Annotated in this window: 15 protein-coding genes and 3 pseudogenes; 8 read left to right on the plus strand and 10 right to left on the minus strand. The window is 58.5% G+C overall.

Annotated features, from left to right (window positions below):
- Nucleotides 1-221: 221 nt before the first annotated feature.
- The 3 genes from P6U23_RS27700 to nodU form a co-directional block, all read right to left on the minus strand.
- Nucleotides 222-2,789 (minus strand): CoA transferase, encoded by a 2,568-nt coding sequence (locus tag P6U23_RS27700; protein WP_407175627.1) that lies wholly within the window; start codon nt 2,787-2,789, stop codon nt 222-224.
- Between the two features lie 605 nt (nt 2,790-3,394).
- Nucleotides 3,395-4,831, minus strand: a complete 1,437-nt coding sequence (locus tag P6U23_RS27705; protein ID WP_407175628.1) for an MATE family efflux transporter — start codon at nt 4,829-4,831, stop codon at nt 3,395-3,397.
- Between the two features lie 1,624 nt (nt 4,832-6,455).
- Complete coding sequence (gene nodU, locus P6U23_RS27710) at nt 6,456-8,168, minus strand: nodulation protein NodU (protein WP_407175629.1); 1,713 nt, start codon at nt 8,166-8,168, stop codon at nt 6,456-6,458.
- 1,132 nt (nt 8,169-9,300) lie between these two features.
- Between nodU and P6U23_RS27715 the strand changes: the two genes are divergently transcribed.
- A complete protein-coding gene (locus P6U23_RS27715) occupies nt 9,301-9,480 on the plus strand; it encodes a hypothetical protein (protein WP_407175630.1) in 180 nt (59 codons plus the stop codon).
- Nucleotides 9,481-9,761: 281 nt separating this feature from the next.
- On the opposite strand, the gene P6U23_RS27720 is transcribed toward P6U23_RS27715, so the two are convergent.
- From P6U23_RS27720 to P6U23_RS27740, 5 genes and pseudogenes are all read right to left on the minus strand, one after another.
- Nucleotides 9,762-10,106, minus strand: coding sequence for a hypothetical protein (locus P6U23_RS27720; protein WP_122402509.1), 345 nt, complete (start codon nt 10,104-10,106; stop codon nt 9,762-9,764).
- A complete protein-coding gene (locus P6U23_RS27725) occupies nt 10,106-11,197 on the minus strand; it encodes an IS5 family transposase (protein WP_407175447.1) in 1,092 nt (363 codons plus the stop codon). Before P6U23_RS27725 ends, P6U23_RS27720 begins: the two co-directional genes overlap by 1 nt.
- A 215-nt stretch (nt 11,198-11,412) precedes the next feature.
- Nucleotides 11,413-12,717: an IS701 family transposase gene (locus P6U23_RS27730; protein ID WP_407175446.1), complete on the minus strand. Its 1,305-nt coding sequence runs from the start codon at nt 12,715-12,717 to the stop codon at nt 11,413-11,415.
- Nucleotides 12,718-12,813: 96 nt separating this feature from the next.
- Nucleotides 12,814-12,987, minus strand: a pseudogene (locus P6U23_RS27735) (transposase); the annotation flags it as partial.
- 449 nt (nt 12,988-13,436) lie between these two features.
- On the minus strand, nt 13,437-14,879 hold the full coding sequence (locus P6U23_RS27740; RefSeq protein ID WP_407175631.1) for an aldehyde dehydrogenase family protein: 1,443 nt from the start codon (nt 14,877-14,879) through the stop codon (nt 13,437-13,439).
- Nucleotides 14,880-16,103: 1,224 nt separating this feature from the next.
- Between P6U23_RS27740 and P6U23_RS27745 the strand changes: the two genes are divergently transcribed.
- Together P6U23_RS27745 and P6U23_RS27750 are read left to right on the plus strand one after the other, a co-directional pair.
- Nucleotides 16,104-17,003, plus strand: coding sequence for a dihydrodipicolinate synthase family protein (locus P6U23_RS27745; protein ID WP_407175632.1), 900 nt, complete (start codon nt 16,104-16,106; stop codon nt 17,001-17,003).
- Between the two features lie 383 nt (nt 17,004-17,386).
- Nucleotides 17,387-18,126 (plus strand): IS5 family transposase gene (locus P6U23_RS27750; protein ID WP_407181604.1). Its coding sequence is split into 2 segments (ribosomal slippage): nt 17,387-17,705 and nt 17,705-18,126, totalling 741 coding nucleotides; the frame shifts between segments, so codons are not numbered across the junction.
- Nucleotides 18,127-18,180: 54 nt separating this feature from the next.
- Here the strand turns inward: P6U23_RS27750 and P6U23_RS27755 are convergent.
- Nucleotides 18,181-18,666, minus strand: a pseudogene (locus P6U23_RS27755) (dihydrodipicolinate synthase family protein); the annotation flags it as partial.
- On the opposite strand from P6U23_RS27755, the gene P6U23_RS27760 reads away from it, so the two are divergent.
- From P6U23_RS27760 to P6U23_RS27780, 5 genes and pseudogenes are all read left to right on the plus strand, one after another.
- Nucleotides 18,559-18,960 (plus strand): hypothetical protein, encoded by a 402-nt coding sequence (locus P6U23_RS27760; RefSeq protein WP_407181785.1) that lies wholly within the window; start codon nt 18,559-18,561, stop codon nt 18,958-18,960. The pseudogene P6U23_RS27755 and the gene P6U23_RS27760 sit on opposite strands and share 108 nt — an antisense overlap.
- Nucleotides 18,961-19,244: 284 nt before the next feature.
- Nucleotides 19,245-19,451 (plus strand): hypothetical protein, encoded by a 207-nt coding sequence (locus tag P6U23_RS27765; protein WP_407175633.1) that lies wholly within the window; start codon nt 19,245-19,247, stop codon nt 19,449-19,451.
- Nucleotides 19,441-20,397: a hypothetical protein gene (locus P6U23_RS27770; RefSeq protein ID WP_407175634.1), complete on the plus strand. Its 957-nt coding sequence runs from the start codon at nt 19,441-19,443 to the stop codon at nt 20,395-20,397. Before P6U23_RS27765 ends, P6U23_RS27770 begins: the two co-directional genes overlap by 11 nt.
- 819 nt (nt 20,398-21,216) lie before the next feature.
- Nucleotides 21,217-22,185 (plus strand): hypothetical protein, encoded by a 969-nt coding sequence (locus P6U23_RS27775; RefSeq protein ID WP_407175635.1) that lies wholly within the window; start codon nt 21,217-21,219, stop codon nt 22,183-22,185.
- A 205-nt stretch (nt 22,186-22,390) separates the two neighbouring features.
- A pseudogene (locus tag P6U23_RS27780) lies at nt 22,391-22,687 on the plus strand (transposase); the annotation flags it as partial.
- A gap of 31 nt (nt 22,688-22,718) precedes the next feature.
- Here the strand turns inward: P6U23_RS27780 and P6U23_RS27785 are convergent.
- Nucleotides 22,719-23,294, minus strand: coding sequence for a UPF0149 family protein (locus P6U23_RS27785; RefSeq protein ID WP_407175636.1), 576 nt, complete (start codon nt 23,292-23,294; stop codon nt 22,719-22,721).
- Nucleotides 23,295-23,342 lie beyond the last annotated feature (48 nt).

The raw sequence follows: 23,342 nt of genomic DNA on the forward strand, positions 1-23,342 counted from the left end.
TTGGCGGCGCGGTGCATCGGGTGCACCTATCCAAGCCGTGTTGGTTCTCCGAGTAGTGCGCTGTAACGGGCAATTGGGCAGTTGCGGTGCGCCGCGCCGGAACGGCGCCTGATCTGTCAAGTAAACAGCTCCGCAGTCGACTGAATCCGGCGGCCGGAGCCTCCGCGTGCGCGCGCCAGAGTGGAGCGAGGTTTGATCCGTCCGCCCGTTGGCCCGATTTGTCACTTTGAGGGTGCCTTCTTTGCTTTTGCGAGGTCCCGTTCCGAAAGCATCGCTGTACCGATGATCCCCTCCCTTTCCAATTGCGCCATCTCGGTATCCGAGAGCCCAAGAAGTCCTGCCATGATATCCGTGTTATGTTGTCCGAGCGTCGGCGCCGCTGAGTGGATCGCATACGGCGTTGCGCCTTCGCGAATTGGCATTGAGGGCTGCGGATGCAAGCCTATGAACGCGCGCTCGACGTCCTGGAGAAATGCGCGCGACTTGAGATGCCGATCGGTGAGCAAATCAACTGGCAGCCGGACCACGCCGGCGGCAACCTTTACCGCTTGCAACTCTGTCATCGCGTCATCGGCGTCGCGGGTGAGCGTCCAGGTAGCGATACCACTCTCGATGCCATCCTCAATCGCCCGCCGAGCCTCTGCAGATTTCAGCGATTCGTCGTTCAGCCAGTCAAGCCGGCCGAGGAGCACCGCGAGCCTCTGCCACATTTCCGTGTCAGTCACGGCCACCACGATCCAGTTGTCCTCACCTGCACATCGGAAGCAGCCGTGTGGTACGAACTGCGGATGTCGATTTCCATACCGCATGGCGGGACTCCCGCCGATCGAATGGACTGTTATCCATGGCGACGCGAACGGAATCATGCAGTCGACCAGCGCCAGATCAATAAATTGTCCCTGCCCAGTTTTTCTGGCGTGAATTAGAGCTACCATAGCTGCAGCGCAACCATTCAAACCTCCGACGGGGTCCCCAAAGGCAACGTGGGTCATAGTGGGGGGCCCGCCGGCGTTTCCGATCACGCTCGGCAACCCCGATCCCTGCTCGAAAGTCGTGCCGTAGCCTCGGCAATCGCGATGGACGCTGCCTGCACCAAAGGCTGACATCGACATCATCACGAGTCGCGGGTTGAGCTCTCTGAGCACGTCGTAGCCGAGCCCGAGCTTTCGCAGCACGTCGACCGAATAGTTGTCCACGACCATATCGGCTCCCGCTAAAAGCCGTTTGGCGAGACCCAGTCCCTCGGGCCGCTTCAGGTCGAGTGTGATGCCGCGCTTGTTCCGGTTCATGATGCAAAAGGGCATCGCCTTTTCGTACATGTACTCATCAACGTAAGCAGACCGTCGGTCCACACCGCGCCACCAGTCAGGATATTGGATGGCCTCGATTTTAATGACGTCAGCACCGAGATCAGCTAATGAGCGCGTGCAGAACGGACCCGCCCAGCCCATGGAGAAGTCGATCACGCGTATACCATCCAAGGGCAGTCGGCCAGCATCGATGAAATCCGCTGAAGACGCGGAGGAAGATTGGTGTTTTCGGGTCCTGGCGAAGCGCTGCTGTTCGTCGAGAGCAGGAACCTTTCCGCCACGGCGCGGCGGCGTTAGCGTCAGCTGCTGCATCGAGCCAGCAGCGAAGCCGGCTTCTTCGCCAAGGACGATGGGCGCGATTGCGCCGCGAGCCTTCTTTTCCGTATCCTGAAGCAGATCCGACATTTCGGGTACCGGCACCATCGGGATCTTCCGTCTGAGCCCCTCTGCAAACCACTCCGGCGCTGTTCGCGCTCTTAGCCGAGGCATAAATTGTTGTTCGAAACGTCCCATGTGTTTCAGACGATCTTCCCCGAGAACTAGAGCCAAATCATCGCGCAATTCGAGAAGGTCGAGCATTTCGCAGAATGAGCGCCATTGTGCCGGCGTCACGATCGTAACGCCGAGCCGACCCTTTCTGGTTTCATAAATCCCGACGGGAAAGCCTGGCCAGAACCGGTTGATGCCGCTCCGGCGAATAACGTCGCGACGCGCAAACGCCTCAAACATGAGATACTCACTCAGGGCGAGGCTCGATTCGAAGATACTGAGCGACCAGGAGCGCCCTGCCTGGCCCCTTATTCGAGCGAGCGTCGAAGAAGCCGCCGCAACGAAGCCCCACAAGCCGGCGAGAATACCCGTTTGGAAATCGGGCGCGTGCGACGGCGGGCCCTCGACCGGTCCAACCAGTTTGATAAGCCCTGCTAGCGCGCGGACAGTGGAATCGGTTGCGGCGAATCCTGCATAGGGCCCCTCTCGGCCGAACCAGCTCGCTTCGAGGTAAATCAACCCGGGACGCAGCTGGCGGATCGCGGGTATATCGATCGATGGACAATCTGCTGAATCGACGTCGCGGCCATCGACCACAATGTCGCAATCCTTGATCAACGTCGTCAGACGTCGGCTCGCGTCCGGCGCGGCGGGATCAATGATGATGCTTGACTTGTTGAAGTTCAGGAACGCGAACCACGCGCTTTGGCCACCATGCGTGAGTGGCGAGCTACGACGAAGTGGATCGCCTGATGGCGGTTCGACCTTCTGAACATCGGCACCGAAATCGGCGAACAAACGCGCGCAATAGCTAGTTGCGGCCGAGCTACCGATCTCGACGACTTGCAGATGCGATAACACTCCCATCAAGGGCTCCATTTGTTCAGCGACGCTGCTGCTCCAGAAGATGATTTGCGATGCAATGCGGACCTGTTGGCTATCTGTCGAGTGGGTCGGCAGCTGTGGCTTTTCGATGCTGAAGGACGACAATCCTGCGCGCCGTGCACTTATGGTCGCCTGCGGAAAACACCTTCACGGACTGAAGATGTTCTGCAAAGTTGGTAAGGAAAGCTCATACAATCGAGCAGCCGATGATTTCCCTGCCTCGTTAAATCGGCGAAGATCGGACATCTCTCGCCCCTTTTAGTTGCGAGCGATCGGACCTTTGTAAATCTCGGCCTCACTGTTGGAACGCCTGGTCCGCTCGAGATGCACTCATGAAAGTCGAATTCGATCAAAGCGCTTGGTGGCGCGCAATGTTTTAGACCCAGTAACTAAGCTTATCATTTTTTGCACTTTCCGTATCCGAGCGCGAGCTGATCACTGACGCTACAGCAGAAACGATGGATGGCGATACTACCTACTCTGGTGACAGCTATTGTATTAGATGTGCGCGGAGCCGGCGCCGGATGTGCCAACGTTCAACGCCGGAACATGCTCCTGAGCGATTGCGGGTTTCTTGATGCGGTCGTGGGTTGCTGCGCACGAGGCCGGCTATCAGGCAATCTTCACAGACTTTGACGATTCCAGCAGTAGATCGGCAGCACGAACCGCTTCAAATGCCTAAAGATTGACATGCACACAATCTCTTGCGCTTACGAAGCCATATATCGGCTCTGAAAACCAAGCCTGCTTGCCAGCAGATGGAAACGTAGGACAAGCAGTGTTGCACAGACCGTCCTCCCAATCGACAAGCCAATCCAGATACCAATGGCGCCAAGGCCCACTTCCAAACCAAGCAGGTAGCTGAGCGAAAAGCCGATTGGCCAATAAGCGACGATAGAAAGGAGAAGCGGCAGTCGCGTGTCCTTCAGTCCGCGCAGTGTACCCGCCGCAATGCTGTAAACTGCAGCGGCCACGAAAGAGCTTGCGCCGACCAAAAGGAGCCGCGCAGCTAGTTTCACCGTTGAGTCGGTATCGCCGCCCGCTTCACCCAAGAAAAACTCCGCTATCTCAAAGCGCGCTACAACGACTGCAAGCGTCAGTATCGCAACACTCACAGCACCGAGGAGAATCGCGGCTAGACCTGCCCGCTTGACCCCCGGACCGTCGTTCCGGCCAAGCGCATGGGCAACGCGCACGGCCGCTGCCATGCTGATACCGGTCGGAATCATGAAAAGAATTGCGGAAACCTGGAACGCGATTTGGTGTGCGGCCAGCGCTGCGGTGCCGATCAAGCCAGCCAGGAGCGCTGCGGCAGATGAAAGTCCGTACTCTATCAGAAAGGCGATCGAGATCGGTGTTCCAAGTACGATAATCTGCTGCATTGAGGGCCAATCGAACCGCCAAAGATGTGCAAGGATATGGTAATCGCGGAACGGGCGACACATTGTGGCCAACCACAAACCGGCAAAGAAGGTCGCGAAGTTCACCAAGGTGGTTGCAAGGCCCGCCCCGAACAGCTCTAGCCGCGGCACGCCGAGCTTTCCATAGGTCAGCAAATAGACCAGCAGAGCGTTTACGGGGATAGCTGCGAGCGTGATCCAAAAGGCTGACTTTGGCCGGTTGACCGCGCCCATGAAACTACGGAGGGCCAGAAAGCAGAGCGCGGGCGCCACGCCCCAGGCCAATCCGAACAGATATTGCTGGCCTAGTCGCGCCGCATCCGGACCCTGGCCAAGAGCGAGCAGTATTTTCTCGCCGTGCAGCGCAACGAGCATGATCGGGAGCGATAGCAGCAGCGCCGCCCAAAGCCCCATGCGCAGCAAGCGCCGTATCAAACCTGGGTTTTCCGAGCCAAACGCCTGCGCCGCTAATGTTGCGGTCACCGCCAGCAGTCCCACGCCGAAGGCGATGCCAATAGAATAGACCCTGCCGGCCAACGCTGCCGCGGCGACCGCCTCGGCGCCCAAGCGCCCGATGAGGGCAAGGTCGGTCGTCATCATCGCGATCTGCCCAAGATGCGTCAGCACCATCGGCGACGCGAGTTTCGCGGTCTCGATTAGCTCGATAGCGAGGTGATGGTCAGTCGCCCGTCGACGCAATCCGTACCACGAAACCGACACCGGCATTCTTTCGGCTATCTTGTCCATAGAAGCCACGTTGCCCAGGTTACCTCCGCGGCCAAACGATGCCTTATTTCACGGACAGGTCCTGTTCTCGGCCCAGAATTCGAGCTGGGTTGCGGATGCGGACACCCGCTTAGTTTGGCGTCGGCGCGCATCACAGCGCCACTGAGCGCGCCAGCGGCTTTTGCCAGAGGCCGATCCGGCACAAGCTCTTGGCGCGCGGTGGCAAGCACGCGCCCTTCCGCAAGTGGGAGAGAAGCAGTCCTAACTGACAAATTCACGCGAGCCGCCGACGTGAACTGAGAGGCAATAATCTTGTAGTCATCATTACATATCCTTGAGCATGCGATTCTGGATGTATCCTCTTTCATCAAGGCTCGTGCCAATCTGCGAACGCTTGATTCATAGAGGTTATCTAGCAAAGCAGCTGTGTTGCGGGCCCGACAGCACGTCCAATGTCCGACGCCCCGTCAGAGACGCTTGGTTTCGATGCTCTATGTGTGCCTCTTTCCAAATCGGCGAACAGGGGGCGGACTGCAGTGGGACAAAGGTAGATCACTATTTCGCGAGTGGACGAGATGACAATATGGATTGAGAACGACCCGTATTGACGCTTGTAAGGGACCCTGTTGCGCACTGTGCTGACCTTCGTGATACGTGATACTCGCTTCGGCCGCGACCTTGATCGGAGCGATTCGTCTCCGTGCTCACGACGCCGGTGAGGCGTAACAGCCGCGTCACATGAGCTCTCGATCAATCCAACAGTCACCTTAAGGATCGCAAACAGGTGCCGTGCCAGGAATCATAAGTGATTCTTTCGACTCAAGATTCACTGAGCGCCCAGCAATCTAAGTACATGTTGAGATGCTTTGGCGATGGCTTCTAGTGCGCTGACTGCTTGCATGCCTCACCAGTATGCAAGTCGGCCCCTGGTCTCTCGGCCAAGCCACACGCTCCCCAGCTCGGAGAAAGCCGTTCAACGTAACCTCGGGAGCAACAATTCGGCACCAAATCGCGCCTATACGCAAGCGACTGGATCCTCCGTCGACTTCGAGGCGCAGTGATGGAGACACAACTGCAAACCCAGACGTCCGGGTCCTTACAGACCTCTTGATGAAGCGGAGCGACACCGCACTGCTACTTCCTCTTTCTTTGCGGGGTGTCTTGGAGGCGATCGGATGGCAGCGTAGACCGACCGCACCGAACCTGGTTTGAGAAACATTTGGGATGGCCCGGTTAGAGCCGACAGCAGCTAATTCCACGGATGAAGATCTTGTGCCGGAAGCTTTCGAGGCACTATGCCAAGCCCTGTTCTGACACGATCTAGGATCCTCCCCTTAAACTGCGCCTCTGGCTGGCTAGCACTTAGTGCCGTTATGGCGAACAGTACAACTTCGCACCGTGGAAAATGATGACACATTATCCTGGCAACGAGCGCGTGCCGGCACCCGCTCGCCGAGCGCAGTCTTTGCCCGGGTCAGAAGATTGGCGGACCGAGGACATAAATTGCGGTTGTGCTACTATCCGCACGTTCGATGCAAGCAACCAAAGCACGTTCCGAGACAACCTGCACGATTACCCGTCTGCAGCGGTATTGTAAGGCCCGTCTACATGCCAAGATCGATCATTGCTGTAGCCATACGTACAGCTAGCCTGAAAACAAGCCGCTCGGCTCGCAATTGCTTAGTCGCGGGTTCCTGGTCCACAGCAGGCCGTCGCACCATATGTGTTCGACACGTCCCCATCGACAAGCCGATGCGGCATCCGGGAAGAACCCGCATCCATGGAGGTTGGCACTCGTGTTGCAAAGCAGTGCAATGCCGGTGAGCTTTTCGTATTCCACGAGAAGCTCGGCGACTTTGTGCCCTGATGTTCTCGCGATCGTCTGCAAACGCGCAGATCCGTCCAAATGTACCACCGCGGGAACTTTGTCCCGCCATTCCGCCCGTGTCCTGTGATCGAACAGCATATAAGGATCCGGCGTTCCCGGGCTGAAAATGTCCTGCGCACGATCCTCCAGGCATATCGGCGCCACAGGTCGGAAGTCTTCACGAAGCTTGATGTCGTTAAGATGATCCTTCATTTCCGCCGATGTCGCGGCGGCGAGAATGCTTCTGCTGCCCAATGCCCGCGGCCCGAGTTCGGCGCGTCCGGCGAGGAATATCACAGGCTCGTTGTTGGCAAGGATGATCGCAAGTTCGTGCATACTGCACGGCGTCCCCTTCCATTCGGACGGCATTTCGCTGTGTTGCAGCGCCGGACCACTGTAGACCGACCATTCGAGTGACATGAAGCCTTCCTGCTCTGCGATTGCGGAGCAAGCTGCGCCGATGGCCGAGCCGCTGTCGTTCGGAAACGGGGGCACCCAGACATCGTCGAACAGTCCGGAAGCACGTAGAGCACTGTTCCATTTGATGTTGAGCCCGCAGCCACCGGCAATACACAAATTCCGCGATCCTGCAAGATGCGAATGACGCTCCCACCTGAGTGCCATCTCGCGGACAAGCAGACGCTCGAGGAAATAATGAAATGATGCTAGCACATCTTCATCCGACTTGGTCTGCATCCGCAGCACGCTTGCATCGAAGAATTCATGGGCCGCCGCCATCGCAGCATGCATACTGTTGACATCTGGGCCGCAACGACGAGGAGGCCTCGTCTGGGCCGCAAAGCGCTCCTCGTACAGCTCCCGAAACACCGACACAATCTCTTCATCAACAGATCCGAGCGCGATATAGGCCATCAGCTTGCCGGCAACATTCCGGTCCGCCCAGCCGGTGCGGTCCGCTCGCTTATAAGGTCCGAAATGATGGCCGGCCGCGCCGTAGGCACTACCTATAATCGGGAACAAACAGTCGAGAAAGCGTGCCCCGCGGCGTTCTACGTAATAGAGACGTGGAAACATGCCGCCGTCCCAGACTAGGCAGAACGCGGGTTGTCCGGCTCTGGCAAAAGGGCTAGTTGAGTATGCGGAGGCGACATGGCCGGTCACGTGAGAATAGCTTCTGTACGAAAAACACTTCCCATCGAGCATCAGGCCCGAGCCGGCGCGCGACGTGAGCAAGGCGTTCGCATGGAGTTCAAGATACGGCGCCCCTTTGAGAGTGATGAGTGCCGCACCACTGGCGACTTCAAACTGCGACTCTACTTCTCCGCCCCAGCCATCGATAACAAACTCATCAACATCCCGCGCATCCAGACCGTGCTCCGCCAAAGCAGCTACAATTGCATCGAGATTGTCGACGACATGATAGCGCGGGTTGTTGCTTCGCTTCTCCTGCTCGATACTAAAGACAAGTCGTCCGTCCTCGACAAGAGCAATCGCTCCGTCATGCGTTAATTTGATACCGCAGATGCGCATAGTGCCTCCATGTTTTGCACAAGCAATTCGATTAATTCGAAAATTGAGCCTCAATCCGAGCGCAGACCAGCGAGCAGCCTTCAAAAGGCCAGATGCCGGACGAAACCTCTCTTGCGGACTGGGGCTGCAATTGCCGAAGTCGCTGCAGTGCTTGCCTCAGTCGTTGGCCTTCGGACGATAACGGGCTTTTCACGCCCGTCTGCTCGAGTTCCCCAGGGCGGCGACCTGCAACCTCGTCGTCGCTTGACAAACCGAGACTCAAAGGCGAGCTCCCATTCTGTCGCGCTCGTCCATAGCGCTCTGCATGATTTGGGCCACCGCGAACTAGAGTCATCGGGCGCCGTTTGTGATCGAATTTCGCGTCGGCAAAACGCCTAGCGGATTCGAGACATCGGGCGCGTGTGGTTCCCGACAAGTCCGCTGCGAATGGGACGGGCGAGGCTAATACCGAAACTTGGCCACTTTGGACACAAGATTGAGATTCGAGGGCACCGCAGCGTCGAGTGGGGCTATCTCGCTGGTGAACTGAACATCAGGGACGGCAGCTCGTTGGCCTGCATAAACTCGTCCAGGAGACCGAAAGGTCGATCTCATCAAGATCAGCTTGCCCGGCTTGAATAAGCGCAGGAAGTTCCGTGATCTCGAAGACCACAAGCATTAGCTGTGCCGACCGGGGAGCGATGGAGCCAGCCGTCCACACGTCGGTAGCTGGTCATATCTAACTGCTTGATTATCGAGATCAGCACGGTTTTCGTCGGGCCAGTGGCTGCTCGACGTTGAAGACCAACTCTAGTTGTGGCTGACGGGCGCGATGCGAGGAAACATAACTTCGCGTAGACCCAGCCAGATGCAGAATTTCTTCGTCCTCACCGCCTCGTCACAACACTAAATTTACTGATTCGGCCCGATCTCGCCGTTCATCCGAGATCTCGCCCAACATTCTGATTTGGAAGTCGCCCCATCCATTCGGAGATAGTAGCGCCCGCTATTCCGCCATGATGTGACCGTGGTGACGAGGCATCTTCTCGCATAGCATAACTCCTTCGGCTTTCCGAAGGGGGCACCCTGGACGCCAGTCGAGAGGCATCCTCCGTGTGCCCGCTGGCGACGTGGACAGGGGCCCACCCACTCCATGAGCGCCCATGTTGGCGCCTTTGCGGCGATCGGCCGCATGGCCCACAATGTGGAGTATTCAACGCCCAACGACAACAGCGTTCCGCATCGTTTCGTGCGCGCCGAGGTCAAGGTCCGGCTCACGTGCCGTGTCGTCGAGACCTCCCACAACCGATCGACGACCATACCGACCTGCTGATCTGCGAAGCGGGCGGCAGTAGACCAGCTCGGCATTCAGCGCACAAGACCTGCCGTGACGGCGGATCCCTGCTCTACGCCGCACGTCAGCGGAAACTTCCGCGATGGCGAGATACCACTGGCATAGGACGACTTTCAGAAATGAGTTGGTGGTCGCCGTCATCTCCTTCGTGATTACAACCTCGGTATGAAATGAGGCCGCCCTCGATAAGCTTGCTGCTGTGGACTCGTCATTAAAGCCCTGGCCGACGTCGGGCATTCTCTAGCAGGCTGTTGAAGAACTCAGCCGCGTTCGCAAACGAAGGCTGAATCGTCGCCATTGTGGATGTAGAAGTGGCCGACGAGCCTGCCCGCAGTGCCGATCATAGCCCATCCGCGACCGCAGGACGGATCATTCTCGTCGTGCCCTTCCCATGAGAACTCGGCGCAGGCCGATCCGTCGCGGGCGCCGTAGCGCACGTCCAGGAAGCCCTTGAGAGCCCCAAAGGCGATTTCGCCATCGGACTTGCCCTGGAAGGTGAGATGCGCCTCTTCGGCAAGATCGAGGAACTCGCTGTCCCAGACGTCCATCTCGACGATGCGCCAGCGGCCGACAAAGGCCTTGGCGAAGCCGGGCACCTTGGCCATCAGCCAGTCTCCGCAATCAGCTTGGGCAGCCGCACCAGATTGTAGGCGGCGGCAGCGAAGGTAAAGGCCCATGCGACGCGATCACGGCCACGGAAGCTGGTCTTCTCTTGCCCGGCGACCGTCTTGATCCAGCCGAATGCCTCCTCGATGCGCTTGCGGATGCGCTGACTGATGGCATAGCCGCCGTGCCGGGTCGTTCGTCCGTCAATCGCAGAACTACGGCCGCTGGTGTTCTGTGCAACATGCGGCGTCACGTTCATCGAGCGCAGTTCGTTGACGAAGTCTTCTGCATCGTAGGCTTTGTCGGCGCCAAGCGTGATCGCTGTCGGTCGATCGGCACGAGGCTCGATCATGTGCAGCGCGGCCACCCGTTCGGCATGCCCGCCGGCCTGCGTCAGGCAGGCGTCGACCAGCAGGCCGTGGCGGTTCTCCATCAGCCCGTGCCCGATGAAGCACAGCTTCGTCTCCTTGCCTTTGCCCTTGCGGTAGAGCCTGGCGTCCGGATCGGTGGTTGAAGCATGGGTGTCATTCGAGCGTTTCTGGCCATGGAAGTCCGCTTCGGCATTGCGCCCGCCGCCTGGCGCTGGCGGCTCGCCGGAGCTGTCCTTCGGCTTGACGCTCTTCATCGAGGCCCAGGCCTCGATCAGCGTACCGTCGACCGAGAAGTGATCGCTCGACAGAAGCCTCTTCACCTTGGGCTGCGCCAGCACCGCCGCCAGGAACTTGGCCGCGATGTCGCCTTCCAGCAGCCGGTCGCGGTTCTTCGAGAACACCGAATGGTCCCAGGCTGCGTCGTCAACGCCGATTCCGACGAACCAGCGGAACAGCAGGTCGTATTCCAGTCGCTCCATCAGAAGCCGCTCCGAGCGGATCGAATAAAACGCCTGCAACAGCATCGCCCGCAGCAGCTTCTCCGGCGGGATCGACGGCCGCCCAATTGGCGAATAGAGCGCGGCAAACTCTCGCTCCAGCGCCGACAGGCCTTCGTTCACAATCGTCCGGATCGCTCGCAGCGGATGATTACGCCGCACCCGCGCCTCCAGGTCGACGTAGCTGAACAGTTCGCCCGTTCGATTGTCGCCGCCGCGCACGCACCATCTCCGATCTCATCGGACCAATGAATCACGGTCGCCGGTCGGCGGCGAGCGCCTTTTTCAACAGCCTGCTAGTCTTACTGCGTCATAAATTTCGGTAGCTACTTTGACTTGAGACTGCCCTGATACAACAAGGGCATCGAGATAGTGTGGACGCCAGAGCGGCGCTCAATCTTCGCCGAACGGTCGCGATCGAATTTGGAACGTGCCGTTCAGGCCGCAATGGCGGCCCCCCTCGGGCGATAAGTTTCGGGAATTGTAATTTCTTTGAAAAGCCCGGTGGAAGCTGTTGCTGAGGGGGAAATCGTCTCCCGCTCGGAGACCAGGAATCCGTAGGCCGCGATGCACAGCGTTGCGTGATGGTGGAAGCCGCGCCAGCCTCGCCCCTCGAAGTGGCCAAGGCCGATCTCCTGTTTGAGTTCGTGGTAGTCGCGCTCAATGCGCCAGCGCAGTTTGGCGGTGTCGACCAGCTGACGGAATCCAATGTTGGCCGGAAGCGTCGAGAACCAATATTTGCTGGGTGCTTCCTCGCCCTCTGGCCACTCGATCAGCAGCCATTCCTCCGGCCGGCTTTCGGCGAGCCAGTAATCTCGATGGGCCGGACGGATGCGGACACGGGCAAAGCGGGAGGATAAGCGTTCCGCCGCCCCCTCACGCCACGTGATCTTGCGCCAAGCATCCATTGGCAGGCCAAGCGCAAGCTTCTTAACTGAGATCGGTTGATACTTGCCATCACGTCGCAGCAACTTCGGAGGTCGCCCGCTCCCAGACCACTTCTTCGGCGCCCGCGGCCCAGTGCCAGGGCGCCATACGGACGTTTGCGGCTGGATGCCGGCCACATAGTTCAAGCCGAGATCTGTGATGCTCGTACGCAGATCGGTATCAGTGCCATAGCCGGCGTCCATCAGCACGACGCCACGCGGCAAGCCCGCCGCACAGGCCCAGCGCAATTGCTCAAGCGCGATGGCCGGCTTGGTTTTGAAGGTGATCTCCTTGGGCACACCGGCTTTGCGCCGACGCGGACGGTCGGTCGCCCACTCCTTTGGTAGATAAAGGCGATACGCCACAGGCAGGCTCGCGTGATGGTTCGCAATCGAAAGGGTCACCGCGACCTGACAATTGTCTTGCTTACCCAGTTGGCCGCAATATTGCCGTGCAACCCCGACCGAATGCCGCCCCTTCTTAGGAAAGCCGGTATCGTCGATGATCCAGGCTTCGATCTGTCCGTGGCGTGCGATGCTCGGCAGCACTAATTCACGGACCTTGGTCAACACCTGCTGGTCCGACCAGTCGCCTTGACCGACAAAATGCAACAACGACTGGTGTTGCGCTCCTGTCCGCTCAGGAGCCGTGATCGCCGCCATCGGCTCGACACTCTTGCGATCGCAAGGCATCATCAGACCGGTGCAGTAATCGCGAAGCGGTTTAGCTCGACCCGCGTGCCCGATGACGCTCGTAAGACCCTCAACATACGCCGAAAACCGCGACGCGACGTCCCCCGATTTTGCCTGGCCCATTTCAGCCTCTCCGTGTGCCGAAAAGATGAGCCTTCTCAATTATATGATTCTTCTCGGCAAAGGCCGCGACACTCTGACTCAGTGAGACTAGCTAGGCGCCTTCAGCCGCTTGGCTTCCGAGACCTCTATCCCGCCGAACTTGGCTTGCCACTTGTAAATGCTGACGGTCGCTGACGCCATGCTTGCGGCACAGATCGGCGACCCGACACGCCTGGCTCGTGCTCCTTAAATCCCGATGATCTGTTCTTCCGAAAAACGGCTGCGCTTCATGCTCTGTTCTTGTCTTGGGCCAGAGCGAACTTCAACCTGGATTAAGTCCGTCGGGCAAGGTCGCCGCGTTCGGCGGTGCCAATCACGGCGGAATTGACTTCTCACGGGAGATCCCAACGTCCCGGCATCGGCAAAGATCCGTTTCCCTCGGACGGCAAGTCTGGTGCTAACCCGCTAGCCTACTGGCTTCGGCCGTTCACTCCGCCGCGCTCGGCCATTCTGCGCATGTCTGAGATGCCAGCATCGAGCCGAGGAGAAACGTAATCCGTACTTTTCTGTCCGACGAAGAAAGAAGGCGCGATGAAAGCTGAAGCGGTGGCAAACTACATTAATCAAATTAATATTCAACAACGTTTGGACAAGAAAAGCAGCGAAGTCGCGGGCTGAGCGGTACACATCCAGACCTCGCTGCGCACCAGCGATAATTTGATAAGCCTTTGTAGGCGAGCTTACGTTCCGTAACTTCTGGTCCGGTGGTACGACGTCAGCTTTGCAGTGGTGTAGGGAGAGGCACCTTCGCGACCGAGAATACGGCCGAAACCGCTGTCCTTAATGCCGCCGAAGGGAGCTTCGACGAACATGACGACACCCTGATTGACCGCTACGGTTCCGACTTCTAATCGCTCTGCAATGGAGCTCGCGCGATCGCCATCGCGGTCGAAGACATAGCCGGCAAGGCCTGCCGAGGTTGCGTTCGCGCGCTCGATTGCCTGCGGGATGTCGTCGAATTTCCAAAATGCGGAGATTGGCCCGAATATCTCATGAGTCGCGACTCGGGCGATCGACGGGGCCTCCAAGGCCAGGGCATGGGCAAAGTAGTATCCTTTAGTCGGCGCCGGCTGACCAACGATCTCAATCCCGGCGCCCTTCGTACGGGCATCATTGATGAAGTCCGACATCGCGCCGAGCCGGCGATTGTGTGCCAATGGCCCAGTACTCACCTGCTGGTCGAGACCGCTCCCAAGGGGAAAGGATTGCATGTGGTTCGAATAGGCCTGGGTGAAATCGTCGAAAATGGCACGCTGGATGAAGAACCGGTTAGGGGCTGTGCAGACTTGGCCAGCATTCCGATTCTTCCTCGTGGCGAGCATTTTGGCGACTTCGGTCACATCGACATTTTCCGTCACGATAACTGGAGCGTTTCCGCCGAGTTCCATCGTGCTCGGTTTCAAGTGCTGCCCGCAGAGTGAAGCGAGCTTTCGGCCGACCTCAGTCGATCCTGTTAGCGCTACCTTCCGAATGACTGGTGACGCGATCAGATGCGCCGATATGCGACCCGGATCTCCGGTGACCAGATTGACCGCATTTGGGTGTACGCCGCCCTCGAGTAGGATCTTGATCAAACTGATGCCTGTGCAGGGCGTTTCCTCTGCTACTTTGATGATCGTGGAGCAGCCCGCTGCCAACGCGGCTGCTGTATGTGCAACGGGCTCGACCAGTGGGAAATTCCATGGTGTGAAGATTGCCACCGGGCCGATCGGCTCCAGGGTGACGCGAAGCTCGAGGTCCTCTCGCGGTGGCGGCACAACATGACCGTACAGTCGCATGGCCTCGCCGCCGAACCAATCAAGAATCGCCGCACTCGTATCGACTTCGCCCAACGCTTCGGCTATGACCTTCCCCTGCTCAATCGTGATGGTCCGCGCAATTTCCTCACGACGCTCGCGAAGGAGGGCCGCACTGCGGGCTAGCGCTTCTGCTCGTTTCACCGGAGCAAAGCGGCGCCACTCCTGAAGGCCTTTCGCTGCTGATCTTAACGCACTGTCGAGGTCGTCCTCCGTCGCGATTGGCACGCGGCCAATTTCGGTTTCAGAACTAGGGTCGATGAGCGGGAGGGAGCTGCGATCGCCCGCTGCGACCCATCTTTCATCAATGTATAGAGCGCCATCCATAGCTATCAACTACCCTTCGTTTGCTGTTATTGTCGCGTCCCGCCCGACCTAAGACTGGCCCACTCGCCCCTCGAACGTTCCTGGTTTTTCGCTGAATGGGCATGATTTAATCGATTATCAAAAGGGTCCTAGCATCCGCCAGTTAAAGGCGATTGCATCAATAGGACGTATTGATGCACGTTTGAGCCATGATCGGGCAGCTTACCTAGCTCCACCTCAGGCGAACGGAAGCGGCAATCGCGTCAGTATTGCCCGTACCACTTCGATGCGAAACTCGATATCACTCTCGAGTTATCTGCTCGGACGGAGCTGAGGACATCTCGCGCGAGGACCCGCAGATGCGTGTTCAATCCACATCGAAACTCGATTGCTCTACGCGACGGCGCTCTGTGAAGCCGAAAGCGCGCTGGTATGACTTCGGGCGGAGGGATAAGGCCAAAACCTCCGCCTGCCGACCGCCAAATCACGGGTCCCGCAAGGCAACTGTTTGCATTGCCCCGCAACCTCGCCGTGATGAAGCATGCGATGTCGGCAGCGCGCCTTCTACTTGGCGCTTCGCTCGCTTCACCAGCGGACGTCAGCGTGCGCGTATTTGACAAAGCCGCATGCTGCTCCGGACCCGCGTGGCCTGAGCAGAACAGCAGATTGGAAACTCAGAGGATGAGCGTGGACTGTTGGTCCTTCTACGCAGCAGCGACCGCCGAAAGGCGCGAAATCGTCTTTTTTAAACCGTTGTGAAGGCAAAAATTGTCGCTGAAACCTGCGATTGGTCGTATTTGCAATAAGGCAATGCGACTCGGTTCTTGGTGCATTTCGACTAAATCAGTATTGGGTGAGGCCGTGAACATGACCTGCCGCCACTGATGACCGACGCGCAGCTGGGCCATGGGAGAGCTGGGCTCGGGCGGGAGAATCGGACGGCTGGACCGAGCACGATCGCCGTCATTGGTGGGCGGCGCGGTGATGCCGATGCGTCACCGTCGTCGAGCAGGGAGCATCGGCCATGGCTGCTCGTGCGTTAATGGCGCCAAATGCAATGCGGGATCGGCTTTCCCATGGCTCGTCCCGGCGTCATTTGGCGCGCACTGCGCCGGCTGGCGCGCGGCTCAAGCCGCCCGGCCCGCGCGCCAGCTGGCCCGCACCTTGCAGGCTCGTCTTCTCGGTCCGCTCGCTGCGCCGGCCGCCGCACCTCTAACCCACGTCTCCCAACAAGGATAATAGGTCATGACTGATACCAACTGGGGCGGTATCTTCGCCGTTCTCGTCACTCCATTCGGAGCCGATGGCTTCATCAATGAGTCTCGGTACAAGGCGCTCATTGAGGACGCCATTGCCAACGGCGCGCAAGGCGTCGTGACGGCTGGCAGCACCGGCGAATTCTATGCCCTCTCCAAGGCTGAGCGTGCGCGCCTCTATAAGTTGACGGTCGATCACGTTGCCGGCCGCGTGCCCGTCCTGGCAGGCGTCGCCGACCTGCGTGTCGAGGATGTGCTGGAAGCGTGTAAGACGGCCCTTGCGGCCGGCTGCGCGGGCGGCATGATACTTCCACCCATCTACGCCATGCCGAGCGCGCGTGAGATCGTTGCCTTCTTTGAGTATATCTCACGGAGCACGTCGCTGCCGCTGATGCTCTACAACAGCCCGCGTCGCGCGGGCATCGACATCACCCCAGCTCTTGTTGAGCAGCTGTCGGCCCTGCCAGCCGTGGTCGCTATTAAGGATAGCTCCGGCGTCATCACTCAAGTGACAGAGCTTGTGCAGCGTGTCGGGAACAGAATTCGTGTCTTCATCGGTTACGAGACCATGATCGTGCCAGCCCGCGCCGTTGGCGCTCATGGGGTCGTCGCCATGGCGCATCAAATCGCCGGGCCGTTGATCCGCGACTACTGGGACAAGGCTCTGGGTAACGAGAAGACCTTGGATGATCTCGGCCGCGACGTGTTTGCCTTCTATCGTTGCTTCCAGTCCGGATCCTATTACGCGGCTATTAAAGAGACCATGAGCCAACTTGGTGGGGATGCCGGTGGCCCGCGCCTGCCGCTGCTGCCGTTGGCAGACGAACAGAAAGCGGCCATTGCGAAGATCATCGCCCAGGCTGGTCTTACTCGCTGGGCCAGGGCTTAAGGAGAGGCAACATGCGGTTGAATCCCGTGATCCGCGAGATCAACCTTGATAGTGGGCGGCAGTAGAAGATGTTGTAGAAGTCGCTGATGTACTTCACATCCTGCGCGATATGCTTGCATGCCACCTGCTTGGCGTCCTTTCCGTCACATAGCTGTGCCTAATGGGTGAATGCGCCACTGCACTCAAGCGGAAACGGAACGTTTTTATGCAAGGAAGGCACCGTCGCGGTTCCGACGCTGCGTGGCAGTTCGTTAAGAACCCTGATTTCATGCCGGATCAAGGAGGGCGGGGAAAGAGACTAAGGCTTGTTTACAGTCAGGGATTCTCAAATCGGCAGAAAATTGATTCAAGGCTGACAATGGAGATCAGCCTTGATTCGATTGATGTTGAGCGACAGCCAGTGGGATCGGATCGCGCCGGAGTTATCGGGCAAAGCCGGCGACCCGGGCAGCAGTGGACGTGACAACCGGCTCTTTATCGAAGCGGTGCTTTGGATTGCGCGCACGGGCTCGCCGTGGCGCGATTTGCCGGAAGCGTTCGGCAAGTGGTTCACCGTCTATACGCGCTTCTGGCGCTGGGCGCAGAAGGGGGTCTGGGAGCGGGTTTTCAAGGCGCTCTGCGAGGATCCTGATTTCGAATATGTCCTCATCGATGGCCCGCTCATCCGGGTCCACCAGCACGGCACCGGCGCAAAAGGGGGACTCAAAATCAGGCCATAGGCCGCTCACGTGGGGGCCTCACCACCAAAATCATGGCCCTGGTCGACGCCCTCGGCAATCTCATTCGCTTCGTGCTGTTGCCCGGCCAGCGCCACGACAGCATTGGCGTCGAGCCATTGATCACCGGTCTCGATTTTGCGGCGCTGATCGGCGATAAGGCCTTCGACATCAACTGGCTACGCGCCAACCTCAACGAACGTGGTGCCGCCGCAGTCATCCCGTCCAAGGCCGACCGCGCCGGGCGCATCCCTCATGACGCCGAAATGTACAAATGGCGCCATCTCGTCGAGAACCTCTTCTGTTCCCTCAAGGCATTCCGGCGCATCGCAACTCGCTACGAAAAAACCGATGCCAGCTTTGCCGGCCTTCTCAATCTCGTCGCCAGCTTCCTCGCAAGCCGCTGACTGTAAACAGGCCTTAGTCACGGATTATCGTAGTGAGCGCCTTGTCCCAGTCGAGATTAAGGAATCGGCGATTTGGTGTGGCATAGCAACGACGCCATGGGCGCCAGCGGCAGGGGCGGGAACGATCGTGTTCTCGTACCCGACGAAGACACGAAGTCTGTCACCCACGCGCTGCACGAGCTCACCTACCTGAATGGTGACGCCGGGGCTATGCTTTATGGCAACTATATCTGGCGGGGTGGAGAGCTGCTCCACAAGAGCGCGGGGCATGTCCATGCCCGCACCACGCGGGCTATTGTTGAGCATCAGCGGCAGCGCGGTCCTACAGGAGCTATACTCGAAGAAAGGCCACGATGTCACGTAGGCAGGTGGAGGCATCGTGCCGCCCGCGCAGCCCGCCGCGCCCGTTGACTGACACACTTCCAGTACATCATGGATACGCGAATCGGCGACGGCTGTCGCCACGCGGTCAACGGTCAACATATAGAGGCGCGCACGCTCGGCCTTGGTGAGCGTATAGACATCGCCGGTGCTGCTAGCTGTACTTTGTACGGCCACGGTAACTATCCTTTTTGGAAGATCGAACTGGTGATGCGGCGCGCGGCGGTGCAAGCATCGCTTAGGCACAGAAGTGCCCGAGGTAAAGCCAGCGTCTTCGCTGTTCAGAACTCGGCGGTGAATCCATCCATGGCAACGCTCAGCGCTCAGCACTCCTCGATTGGAGATCTCCCACGCCTTACGGGCGTGCTGCTCACCAAAGCGGAAAGATGGATTTCCCTATCGCAATGTCGCATACTCAACATCGTCCGACAGCAGACAAGGTCCGGCGGTTGAGTGCCGCTTGAGCATGGCTAGCCTGTGACTACCCAGTCTGCCAGTCCAGGGAAAACGCCAGGAATCCTACGAAGTGTCGACTTTGTCGACTCCGCAACGCGGTGCTGGTCGGCCCGGCGTCCTTGCCGCTCGCTCCTTTAGGTTATTGATTGATATGCGAAAACGACTCCCGGCCTGTTCTGCTCCGCGGTTTGGCATATTTTTTGGAGACCCCTCGTTGTAGGGCGGCAGGAGTTGCCGACTGATATTACGCCGCCCGATAACTCAAACGAAGGCGACCCAAGATGATGGCTGCCATTGTCGGCTTTGAGGAGAAGACCCTCACCATCGGCTGCGTCCTTAAATCGCACTCCATCTGCCCGATCTTGAAAGGCGAAAATACCGTCCCCCACCTGGGGGCGAGGCAAGGCTCGGAGGAAGACTCCAAGAACTCGAGTGGAGTTCCGGCGCGTCTTGAGCTTCAATCGACTCCAGGAGGAAATGATGAATGAGCTCCTTGGCCTCTATACTGATCACCAAATGACTGGGCCTCTCGGGATCGCGCAGCTTTCAGAGAAGATTAAGCCATTAGCGCGCGATTTTGGGAGATCTGGATGCCTGCTCGTGGCAACCTGTGCAAGAGTTGAGATCTACGGTGAAGAGAGAGCAGTCAGAGATGTCAGTAGGACGGTATTTTCTGGTTTTTCATGCGAGCGCGTAGAAGGTGCGGGGGCAATTACTCAACGTCTCGCCGAGATTGCGTCCGGCGCTCATTCCCAGATCCTAGGTGAGAGCTACATTAGCCAGCAGCTCGCGAAGGCTACCGAATCTCTGAGTCCAGATATTCCGATCTTCCAAATCGCACGCTGGGCAATTGATGCGGGTCGTGTCGTACGCGAGCGGCAGCAGTTCATCGCATCATTCAATTACGATCAGATCGTCCGAGACATTGTAGCTGATCGATTTCCGAGTGGAGAGTCAGGCGACTGTCTTTACATCATCGGGGCGGGTATGCTCGGTCGCGGGCTCATCAGGAGCGGCCTCGGAAAGCATTTCAGCTCCACAGTGATCGTGACGCGGAACCCCAAGAACCTTCGAAAACGCCTTCGCTCCTCCGCTGATATGAAGCCCGCGCTCCTGCGTCCGAACGAGATTGGTTACGCACCCGAACCACGGTCGGTCGTTGTTGTCGCAACCGGCGATGTGAATGACGAATATCAAGCCACTCTTCAGGGAGCCCTTTTACGGTTGAAGCCACGTACCATACTGGATCTGTCATCAATTCCAGTATTTTCGAATGCCGCAGTCGGAGATCTCAATTATGTGAGCATGTACCACCAAGAGTTTCTCCGGTTCATCAAACAAAACAATCAACAGCTCGCTCCGAAACTGCCGCTCGTTGTCTCCGACATAAGGGCCGCTATTCAAAGGGCCCAGATCGACATCCGACCAAAGTAACGACCGAAGTTTCGGGACAGCCGTTCGGAATGGGGTACCCTATTCAGAGGTGCCATATACCAAACCGAGTGACTGGAGCGTTCCAGCGCTGGTCTCAGTGCAGAATTTGGCTCGATGTTGTGATCTGTAATGATCTTGCCTGATCTTGTGATTCAGCAAATGATCCCTCGTGCTAACGCACTACGTGGCCGGCCGCACAGCTATCCAGCTCTCAACGACCTCTACTTGGAGTAGGTCGGATCTGGCCCGTTGTGTTAGACGACGCAGCCAGAAAAGTCGGCGTGTGGGCTGACCGGAGTTCGAGATGCTGAACGCACGCTTCTGCCTGCCGACTCCACGCATCATTCGAACTGGGGCGCAGGCGCGGATATGACGCAGATTACCGTCGGCAAGAGCCGGTGCGGGAAAAGCCGCACGGCCGGATCTGTAAGGGCGAAGCCGAATGGCCGAGCTACTCGACAATGACCACAACTCGCGGGCATATCTCAATGATTTCCGTTGTTTCAGGTGTCGTTCTATAGCGAGTGCCTTGTTGCTAACTCCCGCCGCAATCAGATCGAGGACTTGGGCCTAGGCTCGATTTTGCATCAGCATCGCCGTAGATCCTGGTCCGGACTTTACATCCTAAGCCGGTACAGTAAGGCACGCGCATGTTAGCTATCTTCTTTGGTAGCATCAGGATTTTTCGCCATCGGCTATGTTCGCTCGCAAAGGGAGACTGTTTTAGTCCCAGAGAAGACCCGCCACATCCGATCTTGGGCTCGTATTGTTTGTGCCCGGGATTCCACCGGGCAGTCACACATACGAGAGTACCACCGAATGTCGGCTGAACTGCTCTACTTGTCGAGTGCTCATGTCAAAGAGGTCAAAATTTCACCCCGAGAGGCGCGAGAGGCAATTCTTGCTAGCTTTCGTGAGAATGCGGCCGGCCGTAACATCTGTTTACCGAAATCGACGATCACCATCGGTCCAAGTTCCTGGTTCAGCTCAATGAGTTCGGCGTCTGAGACCAAGAGCCTCGCGATAATGAAATGGGTGGCCGCTATTCCGGTCGAGGGAAATCCCGAGAGGCCGACAGTTAACGCGCTGATTTGTGTGAGTGATTACAAGACGGGCGTGCCTATAGCCATTGTCGATGGAAACTCACTCACACTGATGAGGACGGCTGCGACTTCAGCGGCCGCAGCTTTCTTTCTCGCGCCTCAGGCACCCACGACTATTGGCTTGATCGGCTGCGGGTTGCAGGCGCTTAGCCACATTGATGCGTTTGTCGATCTGTTTCCTTCGCTTCGCAGAATCCATCTCTTAAGTCGGAGTATCCTCTCTGCTCAGAGGGCCGCAACTGCAGCATCGGAAAAGCAACTCGATCCGGTCATTACTGAAGATCCCGATGCGTTGTTGAGTGAGAGCGAGATCGTGATCACCATGGTTCCGAGTTCGCCGGGATTGAAATCGTTTCTGGACGCTCGACTGTTGCCAGTTTCGTCCTTCGTGTCGGCCGTGGATGGGGGTAGAAGTTGGCGACCCGAAACGCTCACCGCCTTCGACATATTTGTCACCGATGCATTGGAGCAATCCTCGTCACCGGTGGATGCGTCAGATCGATACGTCAAATCCATACGATTTCAGGATGATCTGGTGCATCTTGCTTACCGGCCACCGCCGCGTGTGGCCTCAACCAAGGCCTTCTTTGGCTTTCGGGGTGTCGCTATCGCAGACTTGGCGCTGGCAGACTTGGCGCTTCGGAAGGCCAGAGCTTTCGGGATTGGAAGAATCCTGCCGCGATGAAGAATCCTACCTCGGTGAGCCGCGGCTCTCAGCCTCTCGCTTGTCGCGCTGGTCGACGGCTTGGACTGGGGGCAGCTCCATGCTGCGGACATTTCTCGCCAGACGGGCGAGGTCGTGAGGCTGTGACCTCAGGCTGCAGATCGCGCCACAACGGCGCGCGAATCTGATTCCGTGACGGGCGTGAGCGAGAGGACCCTCGACCGTTATTGACCTGCTGCGGGCGCCGCTTGCGCGGGCGCGTGCGGAGCGCGATGCCGCATGGGCCGACGCGATCACCTGCAGTCGCAAAATCACCGACTCCAGCATCTGCTACACCGATTACAGCGCGCCCAATTCGGCCGCAACTCAGAGAAGCTCGATCCGATCAGCTGGATCTGGCGTTTGAGGACATTGAGCAGGCCTTTGCCGCCATCGAAACCGACCACGATAAGAGAGATCCGATCCAGGCGACTGCTCGCGCAGCAAAGCGTACGCCAGCCGCAGCGCGCTTCCCGCTCATTTGTAACCGGTATGAGCTTCCACGTCTGTGGCGATCAGCGCGCGCGAGGGTAGCGGGTAGGCATCCAGTACTGGCGCATGGCCTCGACGACAGTTGGGATGTCGGCATGGGCGTTGCGCAGGAATTCTTCGGTATCGCGGCCCGCTCTCGGAGGCCCAAGCAGCGGGCGCCCCTGCTCGTCGACGCAATGCAGCAGGATGGGCAGGAGCAGGCCGTGATTGATATTGCCGATGTCTAGTAGTGGCGCCCAGGCCGATAGTCTCAGCCGCATGGCGGCATGGAATCCGCGGCACCACGGCCGCGCGTCGACATCGCCATTCGGCTTGCGTGCATGGATCGGCGTGAGCCGGTGTGGGGCGGTCGAAAGGGTGTTGCCGATCTCGTTGTGACGCAGCGCGACGGCGGAAATCGCGGCGAACTCTGGCGTGCCGCCGTGGTTGAATGCGTCGGTGTCGATGGCGAGTAGCGGGCAGATCCAGTCTGGCGGCCTCATCGACACCGGTCCGGCCACAATTGCGGCGATGTAACCGTCGAGCACGGGGAGACTGGTGGCCGTGGGATGCCGCTCGGCGCGAGCCCGCAGCCAGCGCTCGAGCTCGTCGAGCGGCATCGCGGCTATCGCCATCGAGGATGACGAGGATGATGACGAACGGCGGCG

It is taken from the genome of Bradyrhizobium sp. STM 3562, assembly GCF_045571435.1.
Classification (GTDB): Bacteria; Pseudomonadota; Alphaproteobacteria; order Rhizobiales; family Xanthobacteraceae; genus Bradyrhizobium.

Excerpts from the sequence above, each read along its gene's own strand:
- P6U23_RS27720 (WP_122402509.1), bottom strand. The coding sequence starts at position 10,106 with ATGGCCAAGGTGCCCGGCTTCGCCAAGGCCTTTGTCGGCCGCTGGCGC.
- P6U23_RS27785 (WP_407175636.1), bottom strand. The coding sequence starts at position 23,294 with ATGCCGCTCGACGAGCTCGAGCGCTGGCTGCGGGCTCGCGCCGAGCGG.
- P6U23_RS27775 (WP_407175635.1), top strand. The coding sequence starts at position 21,217 with ATGTCGGCTGAACTGCTCTACTTGTCGAGTGCTCATGTCAAAGAGGTC.
- P6U23_RS27715 (WP_407175630.1), top strand. The coding sequence starts at position 9,301 with ATGAGCGCCCATGTTGGCGCCTTTGCGGCGATCGGCCGCATGGCCCAC.
- P6U23_RS27765 (WP_407175633.1), top strand. The coding sequence starts at position 19,245 with ATGATGGCTGCCATTGTCGGCTTTGAGGAGAAGACCCTCACCATCGGC.
- P6U23_RS27740 (WP_407175631.1), bottom strand. The coding sequence starts at position 14,879 with ATGGATGGCGCTCTATACATTGATGAAAGATGGGTCGCAGCGGGCGAT.
- P6U23_RS27705 (WP_407175628.1), bottom strand. The coding sequence starts at position 4,831 with ATGGACAAGATAGCCGAAAGAATGCCGGTGTCGGTTTCGTGGTACGGA.
- P6U23_RS27745 (WP_407175632.1), top strand. The coding sequence starts at position 16,104 with ATGACTGATACCAACTGGGGCGGTATCTTCGCCGTTCTCGTCACTCCA.
- P6U23_RS27730 (WP_407175446.1), bottom strand. The coding sequence starts at position 12,717 with ATGGGCCAGGCAAAATCGGGGGACGTCGCGTCGCGGTTTTCGGCGTAT.
- P6U23_RS27760 (WP_407181785.1), top strand. The coding sequence starts at position 18,559 with ATGGATACGCGAATCGGCGACGGCTGTCGCCACGCGGTCAACGGTCAA.
- P6U23_RS27770 (WP_407175634.1), top strand. The coding sequence starts at position 19,441 with ATGATGAATGAGCTCCTTGGCCTCTATACTGATCACCAAATGACTGGG.
- nodU (WP_407175629.1), bottom strand. The coding sequence starts at position 8,168 with ATGCGCATCTGCGGTATCAAATTAACGCATGACGGAGCGATTGCTCTT.